Annotated in this window: 25 protein-coding genes; 8 read left to right on the top strand and 17 right to left on the bottom strand. The window is 67.8% G+C overall.

Annotated features, from left to right (window positions below):
- Positions 1-8 precede the first annotated feature (8 nt).
- Positions 9-308: a hypothetical protein gene (locus tag DW307_RS11450; protein ID WP_021200371.1), complete on the top strand. Its 300-nt coding sequence runs from the start codon at positions 9-11 to the stop codon at positions 306-308.
- A 24-nt stretch (positions 309-332) separates the two neighbouring features.
- Here the strand turns inward: DW307_RS11450 and DW307_RS11445 are convergent, their stop codons facing one another.
- From DW307_RS11445 to DW307_RS11435, 3 genes are read right to left on the bottom strand one after another with little or no spacing between them, the layout of a single operon-like run.
- On the bottom strand, positions 333-1,517 hold the full coding sequence (locus tag DW307_RS11445; protein ID WP_136024809.1) for an acetyl-CoA C-acetyltransferase: 1,185 nt from the start codon (positions 1,515-1,517) through the stop codon (positions 333-335).
- Entirely contained in the window at positions 1,510-2,178 is a 669-nt protein-coding gene (locus DW307_RS11440) for a CoA transferase subunit B (RefSeq protein WP_205810480.1), read from the bottom strand. Before DW307_RS11440 ends, DW307_RS11445 begins: the two co-directional genes overlap by 8 nt.
- A 1-nt stretch (position 2,179) precedes the next feature.
- Positions 2,180-2,953, bottom strand: coding sequence for a CoA transferase subunit A (locus DW307_RS11435; RefSeq protein WP_029259036.1), 774 nt, complete (start codon positions 2,951-2,953; stop codon positions 2,180-2,182).
- Between the two features lie 104 nt (positions 2,954-3,057).
- On the opposite strand from DW307_RS11435, the gene DW307_RS11430 reads away from it, so the two are divergent.
- From DW307_RS11430 to DW307_RS11415, 4 genes are all read left to right on the top strand, one after another.
- On the top strand, positions 3,058-3,843 hold the full coding sequence (locus DW307_RS11430; protein ID WP_136024808.1) for an IclR family transcriptional regulator: 786 nt from the start codon (positions 3,058-3,060) through the stop codon (positions 3,841-3,843).
- Positions 3,844-3,878: 35 nt separating this feature from the next.
- Positions 3,879-4,316, top strand: a complete 438-nt coding sequence (locus DW307_RS11425) for a MarR family winged helix-turn-helix transcriptional regulator (protein ID WP_021200366.1) — start codon at positions 3,879-3,881, stop codon at positions 4,314-4,316.
- Positions 4,313-5,542 carry an MFS transporter gene (locus tag DW307_RS11420; protein WP_136024807.1) on the top strand — a complete coding sequence of 410 codons (1,230 nt, stop codon included), beginning with the start codon at positions 4,313-4,315 and terminating at the stop codon, positions 5,540-5,542. The genes DW307_RS11425 and DW307_RS11420 overlap by 4 nt, the downstream gene beginning before the upstream one ends.
- Positions 5,543-5,641: 99 nt before the next feature.
- Complete coding sequence (locus tag DW307_RS11415; protein ID WP_136024806.1) at positions 5,642-6,124, top strand: YbaK/EbsC family protein; 483 nt, start codon at positions 5,642-5,644, stop codon at positions 6,122-6,124.
- A 186-nt stretch (positions 6,125-6,310) separates the two neighbouring features.
- Here the strand turns inward: DW307_RS11415 and DW307_RS11410 are convergent, their stop codons facing one another.
- Positions 6,311-7,819: an Ig-like domain-containing protein gene (locus DW307_RS11410; protein WP_136024805.1), complete on the bottom strand. Its 1,509-nt coding sequence runs from the start codon at positions 7,817-7,819 to the stop codon at positions 6,311-6,313.
- 523 nt (positions 7,820-8,342) lie between these two features.
- Here DW307_RS11410 and DW307_RS18130 point away from each other — a divergent pair.
- The 3 genes from DW307_RS18130 (at position 8,343) to DW307_RS11400 (ending at position 9,588) form a co-directional block, all read left to right on the top strand.
- Positions 8,343-8,495, top strand: a complete 153-nt coding sequence (locus DW307_RS18130) for a hypothetical protein (protein WP_168441032.1) — start codon at positions 8,343-8,345, stop codon at positions 8,493-8,495.
- Positions 8,496-8,556: 61 nt separating this feature from the next.
- Complete coding sequence (locus DW307_RS11405; RefSeq protein ID WP_205810478.1) at positions 8,557-9,387, top strand: tyrosine-type recombinase/integrase; 831 nt, start codon at positions 8,557-8,559, stop codon at positions 9,385-9,387.
- A 12-nt stretch (positions 9,388-9,399) separates the two neighbouring features.
- A complete protein-coding gene (locus DW307_RS11400; RefSeq protein WP_136024804.1) occupies positions 9,400-9,588 on the top strand; it encodes a hypothetical protein in 189 nt (62 codons plus the stop codon).
- 4 nt (positions 9,589-9,592) lie between these two features.
- Here DW307_RS11400 and DW307_RS11395 read toward each other — a convergent pair whose 3' ends face one another.
- The 13 genes from DW307_RS11395 to DW307_RS11340 all read right to left on the bottom strand — a co-directional run.
- Positions 9,593-9,859 (bottom strand): hypothetical protein, encoded by a 267-nt coding sequence (locus tag DW307_RS11395; RefSeq protein ID WP_136024803.1) that lies wholly within the window; start codon positions 9,857-9,859, stop codon positions 9,593-9,595.
- Positions 9,849-10,187 carry a DUF2746 domain-containing protein gene (locus DW307_RS11390; RefSeq protein WP_136024802.1) on the bottom strand — a complete coding sequence of 113 codons (339 nt, stop codon included), beginning with the start codon at positions 10,185-10,187 and terminating at the stop codon, positions 9,849-9,851. Before DW307_RS11390 ends, DW307_RS11395 begins: the two co-directional genes overlap by 11 nt.
- The gene (locus DW307_RS11385) at positions 10,187-10,681 is read right to left on the bottom strand and encodes a hypothetical protein (protein WP_136024801.1); all 495 of its coding nucleotides are present in this window, start codon (positions 10,679-10,681) and stop codon (positions 10,187-10,189) included. Before DW307_RS11385 ends, DW307_RS11390 begins: the two co-directional genes overlap by 1 nt.
- Positions 10,682-10,809: 128 nt before the next feature.
- A complete protein-coding gene (locus tag DW307_RS11380) occupies positions 10,810-11,595 on the bottom strand; it encodes a hypothetical protein (RefSeq protein WP_136024800.1) in 786 nt (261 codons plus the stop codon).
- Positions 11,596-11,605: 10 nt separating this feature from the next.
- Positions 11,606-13,288, bottom strand: coding sequence for a hypothetical protein (locus tag DW307_RS11375; protein WP_136024799.1), 1,683 nt, complete (start codon positions 13,286-13,288; stop codon positions 11,606-11,608).
- Positions 13,285-13,647 carry a hypothetical protein gene (locus tag DW307_RS11370; RefSeq protein WP_136024798.1) on the bottom strand — a complete coding sequence of 121 codons (363 nt, stop codon included), beginning with the start codon at positions 13,645-13,647 and terminating at the stop codon, positions 13,285-13,287. The genes DW307_RS11375 and DW307_RS11370 overlap by 4 nt, the downstream gene beginning before the upstream one ends.
- A complete protein-coding gene (locus tag DW307_RS11365; protein WP_136024797.1) occupies positions 13,644-14,846 on the bottom strand; it encodes a hypothetical protein in 1,203 nt (400 codons plus the stop codon). The genes DW307_RS11370 and DW307_RS11365 overlap by 4 nt, the downstream gene beginning before the upstream one ends.
- On the bottom strand, positions 14,846-15,352 hold the full coding sequence (locus DW307_RS11360) for a hypothetical protein (protein ID WP_136024796.1): 507 nt from the start codon (positions 15,350-15,352) through the stop codon (positions 14,846-14,848). Before DW307_RS11360 ends, DW307_RS11365 begins: the two co-directional genes overlap by 1 nt.
- 5 nt (positions 15,353-15,357) lie before the next feature.
- Entirely contained in the window at positions 15,358-15,774 is a 417-nt protein-coding gene (locus DW307_RS11355; RefSeq protein WP_136024795.1) for a hypothetical protein, read from the bottom strand.
- On the bottom strand, positions 15,771-16,187 hold the full coding sequence (locus DW307_RS11350) for a hypothetical protein (RefSeq protein ID WP_136024794.1): 417 nt from the start codon (positions 16,185-16,187) through the stop codon (positions 15,771-15,773). Before DW307_RS11350 ends, DW307_RS11355 begins: the two co-directional genes overlap by 4 nt.
- 2 nt (positions 16,188-16,189) lie before the next feature.
- Positions 16,190-16,540 carry a hypothetical protein gene (locus tag DW307_RS11345; protein ID WP_136024793.1) on the bottom strand — a complete coding sequence of 117 codons (351 nt, stop codon included), beginning with the start codon at positions 16,538-16,540 and terminating at the stop codon, positions 16,190-16,192.
- A 63-nt stretch (positions 16,541-16,603) separates the two neighbouring features.
- Positions 16,604-16,777 carry a hypothetical protein gene (locus DW307_RS18125; RefSeq protein ID WP_168441031.1) on the bottom strand — a complete coding sequence of 58 codons (174 nt, stop codon included), beginning with the start codon at positions 16,775-16,777 and terminating at the stop codon, positions 16,604-16,606.
- Positions 16,778-16,791: 14 nt separating this feature from the next.
- A partial coding sequence (locus tag DW307_RS11340) for a hypothetical protein (RefSeq protein ID WP_205810476.1) occupies positions 16,792-17,793 on the bottom strand: 1,002 nt, incomplete at its 5' end.

Below are 17,793 nucleotides of genomic sequence, written 5' to 3'. Positions count from 1 at the left end.
GTGGGGGCATGCGCTACCTCTTCAGCACTGGACTTGTCGCTGCGATCTCTGCCGGGGTCTCCCTGCTGCGCGGCACGCGCGAGCAGCCGATCACCTGGCGCGCCGTCCTGTCGTGGGTGAGCTGGGGAATCACGATGGCACTCGCGGTCGGCGCCGTCGTCGACATGAACCGTGAACGCCGCGGCGTCCTGGTCGACGCCGACTCGCCCCAGTCGGTCAAGAAGGCGAAGAAGGCCCAGCGACTGCAGTTCCGGTCGCAGAAGGCTCTCGCCGACACGCAGGACCACGCGAAGGACGCTCGCCCCTGACGTCCTCCCCGCCCGAGACTCTTGTCACCGGGTGAGGATAAGGGCTTCTCCCTGACCGCCACCGCCACAGAGGCCGACGGCGGCCGTACCGCCACCTCGACGAGCGAGCTCATGTGCGACATGCACCACGAGCCGGTTCCCCGATGCGCCGATCGGGTGGCCGATGGCGATGCCGCCGCCATGGATGTTCACGATGCCCTCGTCCAGGCCGAGCTCCTCCTGCGAACGGGCGACGACAGCGCCGAAGGCCTCGTTGATCTCCACCAGGTCGAGATCGGCCGGCGCGATGCCCTGCTTCTCGCACGCACGTTCGATGGCACGCGCCGGCTGCGCCTGCAGCGAGTTGTCGGGACCGGCGGTCTGACCGCTCGCTCCGACGGTCACGAGCACGGGCCATCCCTTGGCGTCCGCAGTCCGTCGTGTCGTCACCACCACAGCCGAGGCACCGTCGGAGATCGGTGATGAGTTCCCCGCCGTGATCGAACCTCCCTCTGCGAACGCGGCACGCAGTCCCGCGAGGGTCTCGACGGTGGTGTCCGGACGCACGCCCTCGTCCCTCGTCACGCGCACGGGCTCTCCCCGACGCTGCGGCACGTCGACGGCGACGATCTCCTCGTCGAAGAGACCTGCCTCCTGCGCTGCCGACGCCCGCTGATGCGACAGCGCGGCCACCCGGTCCTGCGCTTCACGGGTCAGCCCGAAGCGCGCGTTGTGCCGCTCGGTGGACGCGCCCATGCTCTCCCGGTCATACGCATCCGTGAGGCCGTCGTATGCCATGTGGTCGAGAACCTCGACGCTGCCGTACGCCCAGCCGTCGCGCGATCCCATGAGCAGATGGGGCGCGCGCGTCATCGATTCCATCCCGGCGGCGACGACCACATCGGCGTCGCCGGTGCGGATCATCCGCGCCGCGTCGATGATGGCGGTCAAACCGGACAGGCACACCTTGTTCACGGAGTGCGCGGGAACGTCCCACCCGATCCCTGCGCCGATGGCCGCCTGACGCGCCGCGTTCTGCCCCGACCCGGCGGCGAGCACCTGGCCGACGATCACCGCGTCGACGTCGGCCGGATCGATCGAGCTCTGCTCCAGCGCACCTCGGATGGCGAAGGAGCCGAGCTGAGGTGCGGTGAACGCGGCGAGCTGCCCCTTGAGGCGACCCTGAGGCGTGCGGGCGGCGGCGACGATGACGACATCGTTCTCAGTCATGGTCTGTGGTCCTTCCGGTGAGGAGAGTGCGGGAGATGGTGAGCGGTGGTTCCGTGGCGGCGATGACCTCGCCGACCGTGACGCCCGGCGCCGTCTCGACGAGCACCAGGCCTTCGGCCGTCACATCGACCACGGCGAGGTCGGTGATGATCCGATCGACGACACCGCGACCGGTCAACGGCAGCGAGCACTCGTCGACGATCTTCGCGGAGCCGTCCTTGGCCACGTGCTCCATGAGCACGATGACGCGGCCGGCTCCGTGAACCAGATCCATGGCGCCGCCGGGACCCTTGACCATCTTGCCCGGGATCATCCAGTTCGCGAGGTCGCCTCTCACGGAGACCTGCATCGCTCCCAGGATGGCCGCGTCGATCTTGCCGCCGCGGATCATGCCGAAGCTGGTCGCGGAGTCGAAGAACGCCGCTCCGGGGAGGGTGGTGACCGTCTCCTTGCCGGCGTTGATGAGGTCTGGGTCGACGGCGTCCTCCCGCGGATAGGGACCGACGCCCAGGATGCCGTTCTCCGACTGCAGGACGACCGTGACCCCGGGCGGGACATGGTTGGGTACGAGGGTGGGCAGGCCGATGCCGAGGTTGACGTAGGCGCCGTCCTCCAGCTCGATCGCCGCGCGGGCCGCCATCTGCTCACGGGTGAGTGCCATCTCAGGCTCCTTCCACGGCGACGGTCCGCCGCTCGATGCGCTTGGGGATGTCGATGCCCACCTCGACGATCCGGTGCACGAACACGCCGGGGAGGTGGATGTCGTCGGGGTCGAGCTCGCCCGGCTCCACCAGCTGCTCGACCTGCGCGATGCAGATGCGACCGGCCATCGCGGCGAGCGGATTGAAGTTGCGCGCGGCCTTGTTGAACACGAGGTTGCCGTGTCGATCGCCGCGTGCCGCGTGCACGAGCGAGAAGTCGGTGGTGATCGCCTCTTCCAGGACGAACTCCTTCGGCTGCCCGTTCACCGCGAAGACGCGCACGTCCTTCACCGACGAGGCGGTGGCGATGGTTCCGTCGGGGTTGTACCGACGCGGCAGCCCGCCCTCGGCGACCTGCGTGCCGACGCCCGTCTGGGTGTAGAACGCGGCGATCCCCGAGCCGCCGGCCCTGAGCTTCTCTGCCAGGGTGCCCTGCGGGGTGAGTTCGAGTTCGAGTTCGCCACTCAGGAACTGACGCTCGAACTCCTTGTTCTCCCCCACGTACGACGAGGTCATCTTGCGGATGCGTTGGGCGGCGAGCAGCACGCCGAGTCCCCAGTCATCCACTCCGCAGTTGTTGCTCACCACGCTGAGGCCCTTGGTGCCCTGCGCGAGGAGAGCCTCGATCAGGGCGATCGGGTTCCCGGACAGGCCGAAACCGCCGACGGCCAGCGACGCTCCGTCCTCGATGTCGGAGACGGCAGCCTCCGCAGACTCCCATTGCTTGTCGATCACGTCGGCTCCTTCGATTCCGTGCTCACCCCAGCATCCGCCGACGAGCCGTCTGCGGGGAAGCCGGATCTTGCGATGTGGCCGAACACCGAGGTAGCGTCCACATTATGGAACCCGCCTCTTCAGTTCCCGGCACGCAGGCGATCGCGAGGGCCGCGCGTCTGCTCCGTCTGGTGACCGCCGCGGGCTCCGACGGAGCCTCGTTGCAGGAGCTCGCGGTCGCCGCTGAGCTCTCGCGCTCCACTGCCCACCGCCTTCTGAGCGCCCTCAAATCGGAAGGACTCGTCGACCGCGACGGCGCGAGCACGCGATGGATGCCCGGGCCGGAGCTCTTCCTCATGGGATCGGTGGCAGCGGCCCGCTACGACGTCACCACGCTCGCCCGCGATATCGTCCGCTCCCTCGCGGTCAAGACCGAGGAGAGCGCGTTCCTCTCCGTGCGACGGGCGGACGAGACGGTGTGCCTCCTCCGCGAAGAAGGGTCGTTCCCGATCCGTTCCTTCGTGCTGAGCGAAGGCGTCCGCTTCCCGCTCGGCGTCGCCAGCGCAGGGCTCGCCATCTTGGCGTTCCTTCCCGACCACGATGTGGATGCCTATCTCGACCGCCATCCGGAGCTGGAGGGAGCGTGGGGGCGCGCACACGGACAGAGCCCGCTCCGAGCACGCCTCGCCGAGACCAAGGAACGCGGGTATGCCGTCAACCCCGGACTCATCGTCGAGGGCAGCTGGGGGCTGGGTGCTGCGGTCTTCGATCGCGCAGGGCGCCCGGAATGGGCGCTGAGCCTGACCGGCGTCGAGTTCCGCTTCGGCCCGGACCGGATGGCCGAACTCGGTCGCACGCTCCTCGCGCACGCGCACCAACTCTCCGCGAGGATCGCCAGCACCAGGCGGTGACGACCATTCATACCAACCGGTATATACTCGTTGGTATGAATCGCGTCGATGTCATCCCCTCTCTGGTGCTGTCGGGGTACGCGCTCGGCCGCATCGCCGCTCAGGACGCCGGGAACGACGCACCTGCGGCGCAGTGGCGAGTGTTGAGCCTCCTGGAACAGGCAGGCGCGAGAAGGGTGGGTGAACTCGCCGCGGCCGCCCGCACAACCCAACCCGGCATGACCCGTCTCCTCGGCGGCTTGGAACGGGAAGGACTCGTGCTCCGCTCCCCCGATCCCGACGATTCACGAGCGACGGTCGTCGACATCACTCCACGGGGAACCGCCGCCCTCGCCGCCTGGCGCGCCGAGTTCCGTGACACGCTCGCCCCGCGCTTCGCCGCGCTGAGCGACGAGGAATGGGCTGCCCTCACCCGTGCGGCGGAGATCCTCGCCGCGCACACCGCCACTGATCGAACAGGAGAATCTCGGTGAACACCCCCGCCACCCCCTCGGTGTGGAAGCAACCGGCCCAGGTGTGGGCCGTCGCATTCGCGTGCGTCGTCGCCTTCATGGGCATCGGCCTCGTGGACCCGATCCTGCCCGCGATCGCGGAATCGCTCCAGGCCTCGCCGGTCGAGACCGAGTTGCTGTTCACCAGCTACCTCCTCGTGACCGGGCTCGCGATGCTCGTGACCAGCTGGATCTCGAGCCGCATCGGCGCGAAGGCCACCCTGCTCATCGGATTGGCGCTGATCGTCGCCTTCGCCCTGCTGTGCGCCCTGAGCGGCAGTGTCGATGCCGTCATCGGTTTCCGGGCAGGCTGGGGCCTCGGCAACGCCCTGTTCATCTCGACCGCGCTCGCTACGATCGTCGGCGCCGCGTCAGGTGGCAGCAGCGCCGCCATCGTGCTCTACGAAGCGGCGCTCGGCCTCGGGATCGCCGTGGGCCCTCTCCTCGGCGGACTCCTCGGGGAGCAGAGCTGGCGCGGCCCGTTCTTCGGCGTCGTCGTGCTGATGGCCGTCGCATTCGTCGCCGTGCTCGTGCTGCTGCGGGGGCCCGGGGAGAAGCGGGTTCCCGTGAAGTTCTCCGCGCCGTTCGCCGCGCTGCGGCGTCCCGCACTGGCGGTCCTCGCGATCACAGCGCTGTTCTACAACATCGGCTTCTTCGTGCTGCTGGCGTTCTCGCCGTTCCCCCTCGGCTTCGGCGCGATGGGAATCGGCTTCACGTTCTTCGGATGGGGCGTCGCACTCGCCGTCACGAGCGTGTGGGTCGCGCCGATCCTGATGCGCCGGATGCCCCGCACGCGCATCATCCTCGTCGTGCTCCCCCTCCTGGCGATCGACCTCGTCGCCGCCGGCCTTCTGGTCGCGAACGCCGCTGCTCTCGTCGCCTGCATCGTCATCGGCGGGCTCCTGCTCGGCGTCATGAACACCGTGCTCACGGAGGCCGTGATGGAGGCCACGGATCTTCCGCGCTCCGTCGCCTCCTCGGCGTACTCCGCCGTGCGATTCCTCGGCGGTGCGATGGCTCCCCCGATCGCGGCGCTGCTGTGGCACGCGTTCAACGCGACGGTTCCGTACCTGTTCGCCGCTGCCTCGGTGCTGCTGGCCGCACTCACGGTGTTCCTGGGACGCCGAGTGCTCGCGCACATCGACGACGAGCCCGCGGACGCGACGACGGAGGACGCCGCGGCCATCCTCGTGGGCGACGCCGCCTGAACCGGACCTGCGACGTCGGAACGGCCAGCGGAGCCCGCTCCGACGTCGCAGCCTGCACCCTCTGGATCTCGCAGCCTGCGCCTTGGATATCGTGGGGCGATGAGCGAAACGCCTTCCCTCCCCGAACGCAGCCGTCTCGTGCATGAGCATCTCGTGGACGCCGGCGTCGAGACAGCGATCCGTGTGCTTCCGGACTCCGCACGCACAGCCGTGGAGGCCGCTGCGGCGATCGGGTGCGACGTCGCGGCGATCGCCAACAGTCTGGTGTTCCTCGCCGATGGCGTCCCCGTCCTGGTTCTGACCAGCGGCGGTCACCGCGTGGAGCTCTCCACCCTGCGGGCGAGCATCGACGCGGACGACGTGTCCATGGCGCCCGCATCCGTGGTCCGCTCGGCGACCGGCCAGGCGATCGGCGGCGTCGCTCCTGTCGGGCACCCCGCGCCGCTCCGCACGTTCATCGACGAAGCACTACGGGACCATCGAGAGCTGTGGGCGGCCGCGGGCCATCCACACACCGTCATGCCACTGACGTTCGACGAACTCCGCCGTATCACGGACGCGACGGTGATCGCCGTCGCCTGACCCCCGGGAAACGACCTCACGGAGAAGGATCTCGCGGAAGACCGGAGAGCGTCTGCTCTCCCGCGCGCGACGAAACCGGTACGACGAAACCGGTACCGGGGAGCAGGCGACTCCTCGGCACCGGCCTCGTCCGGTGGATCACTCGTCCGATGGATCACTCGTCCGATGGATCAGTCGTCCGATGGATCAGTCCTGGGCCACGCGCGAGCGCGCCCGGACCGCTCCGAGAACGGTCAGAGCGATGCCGAGCAGCAGAGCCGCGCCGCCGCCCCAGAGCATCGCGGCGGGGACATCGCCACCGGTGGTGGCCAGCGACGACCCACCCGTGAGTGGCAGCTCGGTGGGCGGAGTGACCCCGGTGGGCGGTGTCGGCGGTGTCGTCGGCGGAATCACGGGCGGCGTCGTCGCGGTGTTGGTGAGCGTGACCGCGAGTGCCGTACCGGAGCCGACGGTGAACTGCGCTCCGCCGTCGGCCACGGAGTGCACATCGGGTCCCGAGAACACGGGAACACCCCAGTCGACCCCCTCGACCGCCGGTGGCGTGAGCTCCACGAGTGTGACCACGGTCCCCGTGGGCAGCTGGATGAGCGGTGCGGTCGCCCCCGCCGTGACCGTGACGGTGCGCTCGACGACCGGGTCGCCATAGCTGTAGCGCACGGTGTAGACGGCATCGGCCGGTACCTCAGACGAACCGGAGCCGCCGACGACCTTAGTGAGGGTGAACGCGCCGGTGGCGTCGCCGTCTCCGCTTCCCCCACCGGTGACAGACCACACCTCCCTGTCCTGGAGCTTGATCCCGTTGACGTCGGCGGTGTTGGCGTAGGTGGCACCGTCGACCTGCGAGCTCGGCACCGTGAAGTACTTGACGAAGTACATCCGCGTCGGGTCGATCGGGCCGGGGATCACGAGGTGGAAGGCCGTGCCGCCGTCGTTCCATGATCCGGTCCAGTTCGTGATCGACTGCGGATCCCGATCCTGCATCGTCGTGCTCCATACCTCGAGCTGCTCATCCTCGTTGTGATGTTCGGCGAATCCGTCGCCCGCCCCGGTCAGGGTGTCGTCGACGACGATCGACTCCGCGCCCGCGAAGCTCGCACCCGGCAGCGCCAGCTGCCACGCGATCCTGCCGTCATCCGTCTGCCACGACCACTTCTGCGGTTCTGTGGGCAGCGGCGACGACGGTCCGATGCCGCCGCCGGGAATCTCGACGGGCGTGATGGTGCCATCGACGGTGAACTCCACCGTGCTCTCGGTCGTCTGCTCATCGGCGGAGGCGACGAACCACAGGGAGCCGCTGACCCCGGTGCGCCCGTTCACGTAGTCGGTGAGCGTGCAGGTGACGACCGGTGCGGCGTCGGTGCTCACGGTGCACTCGGCGATCGTCTTGCTCGGATCCTCCGCAGAGGGTACCGAGAAGGATGTCCCCGCGCGGGCGAACTCCTTCGGCAGGGTGAACCCGAAGGTCTGTCCACCGACCGCGCCGTCCGGCACCGACCACTCGGCGTCGACCCGCACCTGGTCCCACTGCGAGACCGCTCCGCCGCCGCCGACCGTGGTCACGGTGATCGACGAAGGATCGATGGCCGCGGCATAGTCGTACTCCGCAGCTGAGGCGGCTCCCGCACCCGCCAGTGTGATCACGGCGCCCAGCGCTGCGACCGCAGCGGCGATGATCGCGGTTGTCTTCCGGCGCACGACGGCGCCACCGTTTCTCTCGTACAAGATCTTCCCCAGTTCTTGATGTAGCCCATCCCGTCGGCGCTGCTGCGAAGCAGTGATGCGTCCGAGGGCGCGAGGCATGTGTCCCCATATGAGAGACGGCGGCGGGCTCGATCCATTACGCGATACCGCAGAATCCGTCGCGCTCGTCGCTCGGACACACGATGACATCGCCGTCGTCACGCGGGGCGAGCACGGCCGACACGTCGAGGAGAAGCGGGCGGAAAGGTTCGCCCCATCGGGGAGCAACCGGGAAAACAGAAAAGCCTCGGTAGATGGCGAGATCTACTGAGGCTGTTCCGTGCACCCCCTGGGACTTGAACCCAGAACCCACTGATTCAGAGTCTGATGCCTTCTGGGCGATCGTGCGCCGGATCGAGGCGTTCGCGTGAGCCCTGACGAGCGGCCGTGCGGGTGCCAGCTTGCATGGCCCTGTCAGTGCTCCCCCGCCGGCATCACTGAGCGGGGCACGTTCCAGCGCGGGTGCGTGTACTGCGAGATGATCTGGGAAGGACGCCGGCACGAGGTCATTCGTGACTGGCACGCGCACGTCGACACCGATCTGCACATGGCGAACTACCTGCGCCGGCGCGATGCCGTCGACGCCGAGCGCGCAGCTGCGGAACGCTCGGCAGCTGGGATGCTCTGGTGAGCCGACACGCCCGCGGTCTGTCACGTTGAGCCGGCCAACACTGCGCGGCCAGTCTTCGGGTATGAAGACCGAGATACCCATTGCCCCAGAATGGCTCGATCCTCTGACCGCGTATCTGAACTGGATGCGCAGCGCACGCAAGTCGGACGGAACGATCTATCAACACTCCTACCAGCTTCGGAGGTATGCCCGCGCGACGGGCGCAGCGCCGTGGCCTGTCACCTTGGAGCAGCTTGCCGACTACATGGCCTCACTCGACGGGCTGGGGCCGTCGGCGAGGCGCACAGCACGTCAGACGCTGCGCGGGTTCTACGCCTGGGGCGAGCTCGTGCGCGGGCACGAGAACCCCGCTCGGCATCTGCCGACGATCAAGGCACCGCGCGGCGTCGCGAGGCCGGCACCTGAGCACAGCGTCAAGGTCGGGCTGAATGCCGCCGACGACCGCACGCGCCTGATGATTCGTCTCGGCGTCGGTGCCGGCCTGCGGTGTCGCGAGATCTGCCAGGTGCACACTGGCGACGTCCTACGCGACTTCGTCGGCTGGTCGCTCGTCGTCTACGGCAAAGGCGATAAGCAGCGCCAGGTGCCACTCTCGGATGCTCTCGCCGCCGAGATCCAGGCGAAGCCGTATGGCTACCTGTTCCCCGGCCAGATCCAGGGGCACCTGTCCGCGAGCCGTGTCTCTGAGCTCATCAGCGAGGCGCTGCCGCCGGGGGTCACCGCGCACATGCTGCGGCATCGCTACGGCACTCGTGCGTACAACCTCGGGGGCAAGGATCTGCGTGCCGTCCAAGAGCTCCTAGGGCACGCGTACAGCACAACAACCGAGATCTACGTCGGCGTGGAAGGCGACGCGATCCGGCGCGCCGCAGTAGCCGGCGGCGGCTTCTGAGAGGATGCACCCATGGATGACTCACTTGTGACTCTGCTGACTGTTCTAGCCGGCTTCGTGGTCGGAGCGATCGTACTGTACGTCGTCGTGCGCGCGGCCGTGCTGTCGGCGCTTCGAGCTCACGCGCTCTGGCGCGCCGACGGCACGTATGACGTCGAGCTGCAGCGGCATCTCCGCGACGCTACTCGCGCCGCGGAGTAGCCGGCTATCGGGACGGGTTCGCGAGGGCGAGAGAGCCTACGAGGATGACGCCGGCGCCGGCGATGTTCTTCGCTAGCTCGACGTCGTACTGCCCGACGATTAGCGCGGCCGCGCCGGCCAGCACGCCGACGACATAGAACACGCGTCGCAACCAGAGCGGCAGAATCGACGGATCACTGATGACTTCGAGCCCGGCGAAAGCCGGCTCGTCGTCAGGCACGATGCCGGCCTCGCGAGCTTCCGCGCGGGTACTGGGCTTGTCACTCTTCATCTTGGGTTCCCTTCTGTTGGATGGTGTCCACGCGGCGTGTCAGCGCGCGGTGGTCGATGCGCAGACCTCGGATGTCCTCGCGCATGCCGCCTATGTCGCGCCGGAGGTCGTTGAACCATCCGCGCGTCTCGGAATGCCGGCTGTCGTTCTCTTCGCGGAAGTTCGTCGTGTGGTGATTGACTACCTGTTCCCGCGTGGCGGCTGTGTCGCGGCGCACTGCCGACGTCTCGCGACGCACATTGCCGACACGCTTCGCGAGGATCCCGAGAAGCGTGATCGTGATCGCCTGAATGCCAGTGATTCCGGCGATGAGTACAGCGTCGCTCATCAGAGCTGCACATATCGGTTCGTGATCGCGGGCGACTGGAGCCCCTGCAGCTCGCGCACTTTGAGATCCTTGCGGTAGAAGTCGTACTCCTCGCCGCTGATGTTGCGCTTCGTGCCGGCGGCGGGGTCACAGATCCAGCGGTTCCGGCCAGCGGCGTCGTTGTGCCCGTTGATCGGGGTTTCGCAGATGAAGATCATGTCGTCGTCCTCCTCTTGTTGCGTTTGGGGTGCGGTGCTCGCGCCGGATGACGCGGGCGTGTTGCGATGCTGGTCGAGGGCCGGGAAGTACTCGCCGTGCCAGGGCTCGTCCTTCTTGGGGTCGTTCGGGAAGCGAGCGGTCTGCCTCCAGCCGTTCTCTCGCCAGATCGCGGCGGCACGGGCGTTGTGCCAGTCATCGGAGTCGACGGCCCCGCCCTGACAGTGGACAGACTTGCTCGCGGGGAGCGCGTAGGGAGCCTTCGGCCCACCCGCGAGGTACGCGATCCCACGCCGCATAGTTCTTGTCCGCCTGCTCGGGTGACCGCCCCGCCTCGTTGACGTCTGCGAGACGGCCCAGCTGCCGGTCAATACGGTGAACAGACGCCGCAGCCGAAGCGTCGAGCCATCCGCGGCCGCCACCGAGCTCAGTCCGTTGCATGACGCGCCTCCAGAGCGTCGACGCGCTGGGCGAGAAGATCGACGGCTTGGTGCAACTGCGCGTTCTGCGCGATCAGTAGCGCGATGAAGTCGATGGAGTCGGGGGTGCCCTGGTCGTTGTAGACCACGAACGGTTCAGTGTCTGCACTCTCGGCGAGCCGCTCCGCGATCCACCCGTACTTCCACGAGCCGTCACCCTGACGCATCTGAAAGCGATGCAGCGCCGGGAAGATGTCACCGAGAGATACGGGATCGATCTCGCTGATGTGCTTCTTGTAACGCTCTGACGATGCGCCGCGGGACACGCGCCCGTCGCTGTTGATGTACGCGACGGCGTAGCCCGACACGGCCGGCGACGCGTTCGGCAAGAACAGGCTCCCGGTGATCGTGCCGCCTGCGCTGGAGATGAACGAGCCGAGATCGCCGACCGTTGCGATATCGCCCACGTTCGAGGCGTCGATAATCATGCGGATACGACCGCCGATCCACTGCAACTGGATAGCGTTCGTACCGGACGACACGTTGATGACACGCGTCTTGAGACCGTCGAACACTTCCTGTTTGGAGTTCACGTCGAGGTTCGCACGCGCCCCCGCCGCGGTGGTCGCCCCGGTGCCGCCTCGAGCGACAGACAGGGTGGCCATCGTGCGACGAGCGACCTCATCGGCGAGACGATTGATGTACTCGTCGAGGTCGGACGAGAGTCCGGTCCCCGGGACGAGAGGAATGCCGGCGGCGAGAGCGTCGGCTCCGGGGGTAGGTGTGAGCGGCATGGCTGTGCTCCTAAAGTGCGTTGATGGTGCCGGGCAGGGAGTTGATGGTTCCTTGGAGCAGATCGATCGCACCGGCCGGGGTGTCGGTGGTTCGGCTGCTGATCGCTACCGTGTCGTTCGAGAAGTCGTAGGCGACGGTCGCCGCGATGCCGGTCTGGATGGGCGACCCGTCGAGGAGGATCGCGAGCGCCTGATCCGTGCGCTCTGTCCACAACGGAATACCGGTGACCGTGATCGTGCGTCCCTTGCCCTGCGCGCGCTCCACGACATGCTGAGCGCGTCCGGGACCGGGATACGGGGTGTTGCGCAGTTCGCGGCGAATCACCTTCGTGGGGGTGCCGGAGAGGCTGTAGGCGTCGGTGCGGCGCTGCTCGAGCCCGTCCTCGTCAGTCCACACGTACTCGTACACGGCACCGTCGAACCACGAGTCGTCGTCGCGGGAGAGCTGCTCTTCCGCGGTCTCGATGTTGACGCCATACCGCCAGTCCTGCGAGCCTTCCGCGCGGTAGTCCTCGTGGCGGAGCGTCCAGCGGCGTTGCTCGTCACAGACGAGGCGCAGCCCAGCCGCCATGAGCAGGTTATGCAGGAAATCCATGCCGGAGATACCGGCCGACCACACGAGCGACTCCGGCCGTCGCTCGATGATCGGCGTCCGCGTCGAGGTCGACGCATTCGCCGCACCAGACCACGAGTAGGTATATCCGGGTGTCGCGCCCGCGGAGCCCGAGAACGCCGGGATCGGCTCGCCCGCCTTGTGCAGCATCGGAGCAGTGAGCGCGTACGTCTGCCCGCCCGCGGTCGCCGCGGCCGAGACATAGACCATGATCTTCGCGGTTCGCGGATTCTGCACCGTGAATGTCAGCGTGAGCGGCGTCCAGGTCGCCGAAGAGATCGCCACAGGCGCGCTCTCGATGGTCCGGAGCGTGGTTCCGGCTGCGTCGATCTCGTAGACGCGGAGGATGCCATTCGGGCCCGCGGCGACGGCGCGGTTCATCCACGCCTGCAACGTCCACTTATCCCCCACACGAGCCGCGGGATCTCCGCCCGCGAACTGGATGAATGCCTGCCCCGCCGCTCCCGAACTGAAGTAGATCGCCGCCGAACCGGGGATAGGAAGCCCAGTGAGCCCCGTAACCCGATTGATCGTGTGCGCGTTCCCGCCCGACGTGAAGTTCGACACGACAGCGCACGCCGGGTCATAGATCGCATTCGTCGCCGGCCAATACGCGGTCACGTTCGCATCAACCGCACCCGGCTGCAAGGATGCGCCGATCTTGCCGAGCACGTAGTTGCACACCGCGCGCAGCGAACCTTCCTGGGTTCGCGGTGTGGTGTCGTCTGCAAGCGGAGCTTTCTCGGCGAGTATCGCTTCGTCGGATGCGAGCCGAAGGCTGACGGTGGAATCGGCACGGTTCGGGATCGCCTGGCGAATGCCCAGATCGAAGGAACGCGCGCGCTCCGCGTTGGGAAACGACGCGCTCACGTCGACGATCAGGCGACGCGACTCTCGCGGGTCGAGCTGCTCGAGTAACAGCGCGTCCTCCACTGCGAGCGTTACTCGGCCTTCGACGTGAGGGAAGCGGCCGGCGTCGAAGCTGATACCTGCCGGTGCGTCCTCCACGATCGAGATCTCGATGTCGCCCTCGGGGCCGGTGACTCGTGCGGCGTACCTGTGCTCGCTGACCGTCGTCATGGGCGGAGCTCCTGGAAACGGATCTCGACAACCCATCGCTTATCCTGGGGTTGCTGTTGCGCTTTCCGGATGCCGCCCTGCGGGACGTACCGCGCGGGAAGCCTGACGTCTGTTCCCGTGATCGCGAACGCCGCGGCGGCTGTGTGGAACGCACGGGCTGCCTCCGCCGCAGCATGAGTGAGGAAGAACAGTTGCATCGTGCCGGTGGCGTCGCTCGCCGGCCTGAGCGTGACGTCAACGTCCGGGCGTCCGAGGATGTGGTGCACCTTCGTCTGCGTCTCGTTCTCGGTTATCCACTCGTTCAGAACGAGATCCGGGGTGATGCTCTGCGCGTCGGTGCTGCGCGTGATCGTGGTCACTGGTCCCACCCTCCGGGAGTGACGATCTTTCCGTTGATCTTGATCGTGCGGCCCTCGTTCTGCGATATGAAACGGTTGACCTGTCGCTGCGCTTCGGCGACGTCAGAACGCACGTCGAGGACGACATCGCGGCCGTTCATCTGATCGACCTTGCCGTCGTAGTCGCCCTTGAACGCGGCGACGTCGGCGGTCGCTTTGCCGGTCTTCGCGTCGATGAAGATCTCTGTTCCATCGGGCAGTGCGATCACGCGGTTACCCAGCTCGTCAACCGAGACGGCGGCCTCGGCGGCTTCTTCCACGATCGCGAGCAGTGAGTCGCTCGCTGCGTCGGCCTGCTGTGATCCTTGGTGCATCGCGTCGGTGTGCCGTCTCCAGGCTTCCTCGGCTTTGTTCAGCTCGACCTCTTGCGGGGTGAGCGAGAGCAGTGCGCTGCTGTTCTGTTCGGCGGCTTCCTGCGCGGCCTGGGCATCCTTCTCGGTTGCCTCGCGCTTCCGGTCGAGCGCGTCCTCCACGATCTTGATCGCACCGGCGTTGCCCGCCATGGCGAGCATTGCGTCGGATACCGTCGTTCCCCAGAGCTCGGCGTTCTCGGTCGCTTCCTTGTACTTCTCGGGATCGGTCGAGATGTCGATCACGGCCGCGGACTGCTGCGCCGCCGTGGCGACTCGCTGCCCGGACTCTACGAACCTGTCGGCCCATTCGCTCGCCAGCTCTGCGGCGCGTTCCTCGGCCTCGTGCACGCTCTCGATCCCGGCCATGGCGAGCCCGATGCCGGCGGCTGCGGCGAGGCCGGCTACAGCGCCGGCAGGGCCGAACCCGGCGAACGCGTTTGCGGCGATCTCTTGGAAGGCGTCACCGATTGACTCGGCCGATCCGTCGAACGATGCGGCCGCCTCGCGAGCAGTGCTGTTCGCCTCGTCTTTGAACTCGCTGACGCCTTCCTCGGCGCGATCCATGCCGCTCTCGACGCCGCGGCCGGCATCCTTCCCGGCGTCCTCGAGATCCTTCGCTCGGCGGGCGGCGTCGCGGAAACTGTCGCCGAGGTCATCGACCGCGCGCTCGGCGTCGTCGCCGCCTTTCTTGGCTGCGCGCGTCATGTCATCGAGACTGTCGGCGACGTCGTCCAGTGCTTTCTCGGTGTCGTCGGTGCCGCGGATCAGGTCGCGTACGTTGGCGAGGAAATCGATCTTGATAGGCATCAGCCGACAACCTCCACGGCGGGCACGCGCTGCAGGCCGTCCACGACGGAATGCACCCACATCGCGACGAGCTTGGTGCCGACCTCGCTGGCGGCGTCGAATGCGACCATGCCGTCTGCCTGCCTTCCTGTGAACTGACGATTGATGGTGAGGGGCCGGCGGTAGCTGCGTCCGGCGCGGGATCTCTGCGTGATCTCGACGCGCTTGGTTCGGGCACCGAACTCTGCGCCGGCCCACTCGAGCGATGGGACGAGCCCGCCGCTGAGGGGCCGGCGCGAGGTCGCCGCGTGCACGGTGACGCCACGATCGGATGCCGTGGCCCGGGCACCCGCGACGATGATGCGCCGTGTCATCTCGTCGCGGGCGCGGGCGTTCAGCTCGGACTGCCACAGCGGCCGGATGCGCGATCGCGCTTCCTTGTTGAGATCCAGGCGGATGCTGCGCTGCGCTTGGCGCAGGGCGAGGATCGTGGCCTGTAGCTCTCGAGAGCCGCGGACGTCGAGCATGGCGGTTACGCGCCGCCGGTGTAGGTGACCGCCTCGCTGCAGGGCAGCGTGATGGTGATCTCGGGAACGCCGCCGGCGCGGTTGGTGATCAGCTGCGGCTTGACCGTGCGCAGCTTGACCTCGAGCGCGAACGTGCCGCCGTAGTGCGGGTACCAGATGAAGGTCTTCTCGGTGCCGGCCGGCGAGTCGTGGAAAAGTCGCCAGAGAGAGTCTTCGTTCTCGGTGTCCTGCGCCATGGTGATCGCGATGGAGGGCTCGCCGGGGACGACGTCGGCGATGGTGTTCTCGTCGCCGCCCTTCCAGACGGTGCCGCTGTAGTTCGGGTTGTAGTCGATCGCGGACGTATGGCCCTGGTACTCGTCTGCGCCGTCGGCGAGCTTCCAGCGCTTGGTCGCTTTCGCGGTGTTCACGGGCGTGGTCATTTCGGTTCCTCCTGAGTGAGAGCGCCGGGGTGGCGGATGGTGAAGTCGTAGGCCGGCTTCTGGGGGTCGTACTGATTGCGGGTCGCGGTGCCGTCCCACGACTGATCTGGCAGCAGCTCGAGGATGCGGATCATCTGCTCGGCGGCCGCCTCGAGGCCGTCTTCCACCTGCTCGCGGTCGTCGCCGCGCGTGGCATCCACGACTACCCAAACGGTCAGCTCGACATCGACGGGGATACCGTTCTCGGCATCCGGCGAGTTGCGGCCGGCGGTGAGGGTGCGCTGCTCGATCACGATCGCGACGGACTTGGCTGCGTCCTCGAACGGCTGCAGCTGCAGTGGGTACGGGTAGATCTCCCAGGTGTCGGGAGCGTGGCCGGCGATCAGGTCGCGCAGTGCGGTGCGTACGCTCATCGTCAGCCGATCAGGGAACGGACGCGGCCGTGGTCGTGCGCGTCGTCGTCGCCGTCCTCGCTCGGCAGGATCAGCAGCGCCATGATCTTCTTGTCGAACGGGTAGACGCGCACGCTGTTGCTCTCGCCGCCGATGTCGTCGTTCACGGCCGCCTGCGTGGCTTGCTTGTTCGCGAGCGCCTGCCAGACGACACCCTGCGCGAATGACTCGGTCGGCGGGGCCGCGGTCGTCAGCGAGAGCCCTTTGATGCGCAGGCACTGTTCCTGAGCCGCGGCGAGTCCCTTGGGGCTGACTGTGATGTTCAGCTCGGTCTTCGCATCGCCGGCGGTGTACCAGGTGAGCGGGTCGGGCATGGCGTGTCCTTTGGTGTGTGGGGCTGCGGTGCCCGGCGCTGGGGACGCCGGGCACCGCGGGGGTTACGCCGCTGGGGGCGGCGTGACCGGCTGGGGAGTAGCCGGCTTCTTGGGGAGCTGGGACTTGTAGCCGTCGCGGCGGGCGCGCAGCTCCTTGATCGCGGCGGTGTGGCGCTTGATCTCGGCGTCGATCTGCGAGATCTTGACCTCGACGTAGGCGGCGTTGGTGTCAGCCATGGTGTTGCTCTCCCTTACGGTGCGGGCGTGATCGTGGTCTTGACGATCGCGCGGGGGTCGTTGATGAGGGTGCCGCCGTAGGCGAAGAACCCGATGTCGATGCCGCCGTGGGCGATGTCCTGCGCCTCGAGCTTGATCTGCGGGGACTCGTACGGGGTGGCCGCGCGACGGTCGTACGCGAGGAAGCCGCCGGCCGGCAGCTGGAAATCGACATCGACGTCGAACACGCCGGCGAGCGAGGTGCTGCCGTCGAGCTTGACAAAGCCGGTCGCATTGGCGATCCAGGCGGGGAGGTCGTTGACCTTCAGCTCGGAGAACGCGACGAACTGGTCTTCCGACATCCACATCTTGGACGGCGTCGCGCCGATGCGCTTGAGCTGCAGGTACGCCTTGCTGATCGCCCCGATCAGCGAGGTCGCGCCGCCGGTGAGGGAGGTAGCGCCGGCGATGAGATCCGCGGCGACGGCCTTGTCGGACTCGCCGTCGTAACCGATGCCGAGGATGTTGAACAGCGAGGCGATCAGGTCGGCGCTGCCGAGGTCGCGGTGGATCCGATCTACCTTGTTGCCCTTGGCCCAGCGGCCGGGGGTCTCGGACACCGGCACGGTCTCCCACTCGTCGGAGGGGATCTCGGCGAGGTTGCCGGCGTAGGGCTCGGGCACCGGGGTCGGCAGCGCCCACTTCCAGCCCTCGATCTTGGTGGCGGTGAGGGGCTTGGTGCCGCCGAGGGAATCGATGTGCGGGCGGCCATCGGGTCGCGCCTGCCACACCTCGCCGATGCGGTCGGGGGCGGTGAATCCGCCGCCGAGGTCGTCGGCCTCGAGGACGGGCGCGAGCGCGTTGTTGATGCTTGCGACCCATTCGGCGGTCGAGCTGCCGGCGTGGATCATGGCGGCCGCGTCACGCGCGACGTGCATGAGCGAGCGGGGGCGCTCGGCGATACGGGCGACGGGGGCCGGGTGCGCACCCTGGGGGCCGGCCGCGTATTCGACGGGCACGGCGCTGCTCAGCGGCCT

The sequence above is a fragment of the Microbacterium sp. K27 genome, assembly GCF_004794435.1.
Classification (GTDB): domain Bacteria; phylum Actinomycetota; class Actinomycetes; order Actinomycetales; family Microbacteriaceae; genus Microbacterium; species Microbacterium maritypicum_A.
The sequence above is the reverse complement of the archived record's forward strand: the minus strand, read 5'-3'. Positions and strand labels throughout refer to the sequence as shown.

Bases quoted from the DNA above. Each gene is read 5' to 3' on its own strand.
- DW307_RS11430 (WP_136024808.1), top strand. From the start codon at position 3,058: ATGGAACCCGCCTCTTCAGTTCCCGGCACGCAGGCGATCGCGAGGGCC.
- DW307_RS11390 (WP_136024802.1), bottom strand. From the start codon at position 10,187: ATGAGCGACGCTGTACTCATCGCCGGAATCACTGGCATTCAGGCGATC.
- DW307_RS11345 (WP_136024793.1), bottom strand. From the start codon at position 16,540: ATGCCCGACCCGCTCACCTGGTACACCGCCGGCGATGCGAAGACCGAG.
- DW307_RS11380 (WP_136024800.1), bottom strand. From the start codon at position 11,595: ATGCCGCTCACACCTACCCCCGGAGCCGACGCTCTCGCCGCCGGCATT.
- DW307_RS11400 (WP_136024804.1), top strand. From the start codon at position 9,400: ATGGATGACTCACTTGTGACTCTGCTGACTGTTCTAGCCGGCTTCGTG.
- DW307_RS11425 (WP_021200366.1), top strand. From the start codon at position 3,879: ATGAATCGCGTCGATGTCATCCCCTCTCTGGTGCTGTCGGGGTACGCG.
- DW307_RS18125 (WP_168441031.1), bottom strand. From the start codon at position 16,777: ATGGCTGACACCAACGCCGCCTACGTCGAGGTCAAGATCTCGCAGATC.
- DW307_RS11365 (WP_136024797.1), bottom strand. From the start codon at position 14,846: ATGCCTATCAAGATCGATTTCCTCGCCAACGTACGCGACCTGATCCGC.
- DW307_RS11375 (WP_136024799.1), bottom strand. From the start codon at position 13,288: ATGACGACGGTCAGCGAGCACAGGTACGCCGCACGAGTCACCGGCCCC.
- DW307_RS11445 (WP_136024809.1), bottom strand. From the start codon at position 1,517: ATGACTGAGAACGATGTCGTCATCGTCGCCGCCGCCCGCACGCCTCAG.
- DW307_RS11355 (WP_136024795.1), bottom strand. From the start codon at position 15,774: ATGACCACGCCCGTGAACACCGCGAAAGCGACCAAGCGCTGGAAGCTC.
- DW307_RS11350 (WP_136024794.1), bottom strand. From the start codon at position 16,187: ATGAGCGTACGCACCGCACTGCGCGACCTGATCGCCGGCCACGCTCCC.
- DW307_RS11395 (WP_136024803.1), bottom strand. From the start codon at position 9,859: ATGAAGAGTGACAAGCCCAGTACCCGCGCGGAAGCTCGCGAGGCCGGC.
- DW307_RS11450 (WP_021200371.1), top strand. From the start codon at position 9: ATGCGCTACCTCTTCAGCACTGGACTTGTCGCTGCGATCTCTGCCGGG.
- DW307_RS11415 (WP_136024806.1), top strand. From the start codon at position 5,642: ATGAGCGAAACGCCTTCCCTCCCCGAACGCAGCCGTCTCGTGCATGAG.
- DW307_RS11440 (WP_205810480.1), bottom strand. From the start codon at position 2,178: ATGGCACTCACCCGTGAGCAGATGGCGGCCCGCGCGGCGATCGAGCTG.
- DW307_RS18130 (WP_168441032.1), top strand. From the start codon at position 8,343: ATGATCTGGGAAGGACGCCGGCACGAGGTCATTCGTGACTGGCACGCG.
- DW307_RS11405 (WP_205810478.1), top strand. From the start codon at position 8,557: ATGAAGACCGAGATACCCATTGCCCCAGAATGGCTCGATCCTCTGACC.
- DW307_RS11360 (WP_136024796.1), bottom strand. From the start codon at position 15,352: ATGCTCGACGTCCGCGGCTCTCGAGAGCTACAGGCCACGATCCTCGCC.
- DW307_RS11385 (WP_136024801.1), bottom strand. From the start codon at position 10,681: ATGCGGCGTGGGATCGCGTACCTCGCGGGTGGGCCGAAGGCTCCCTAC.